Here is a 586-nt window from a genome sequence, read left to right as displayed (position 1 = left end):
GGTCTCGACGGTGACGGAGCAGATCAGCGGGACGGTGACGCCGAGGGCCTCCATGGCGCGGCGGGCGCCGATGATGGAGGACTTGGTCTGGAGGAGGTCCTGGGTGGTCTCGACGAGCAGCGCGTCGGCGCCGCCGGAGATCAGGCCTTCGGCGTTGACCTGGTAGGCGTCGCGGATCTGGGCGTAGGTGATGTGGCCCAGGGTGGGCAGCTTGGTGCCGGGGCCGATGGAGCCGAGGACCCAGCGCTGCTGTCCGGTGGAGGCGGTGAACTCGTCGGCGACCTGGCGGGCGATGCGGGCGCCGGCCTCGGAGAGCTCGAAGTTGCGTTCGGGGATGTCGTACTCGGCGAGGGCCGCGTAGTTGGCGCCGAAGGTGTTGGTCTCGACGCAGTCCACGCCCACCGAGAAGTACGCCTCGTGGACCGAGCGGACGATGTCGGGACGGGTGATGTTCAGGACCTCGTTGCAGCCTTCGAGCTGCTGGAAGTCTTCCAGGGTGGGGTCCTGTGCCTGGAGCATGGTTCCCATGGCTCCGTCGGCGACGACCACGCGGGTCGCGAGCGCCTCTCGGAGGGCATCGGCCCGG

At 69.5% G+C, this 586-nt stretch carries 1 protein-coding gene; it reads right to left on the bottom strand.

All coding sequences use genetic code 11. The features are described 5' to 3' along the window. A partial coding sequence (locus VR44_RS32990) for a homocysteine S-methyltransferase family protein (RefSeq protein ID WP_045951310.1) occupies positions 1-586 on the bottom strand: 586 nt, incomplete at both ends.

Origin of the sequence: Streptomyces katrae (genome assembly GCF_000966975.1) — a bacterium.
GTDB classification, from domain to species: Bacteria; Actinomycetota; Actinomycetes; order Streptomycetales; family Streptomycetaceae; genus Streptomyces; species Streptomyces katrae.
Note: the sequence above shows the minus strand (reverse complement) of the source record. Positions and strands in the feature narration are given on the sequence as shown.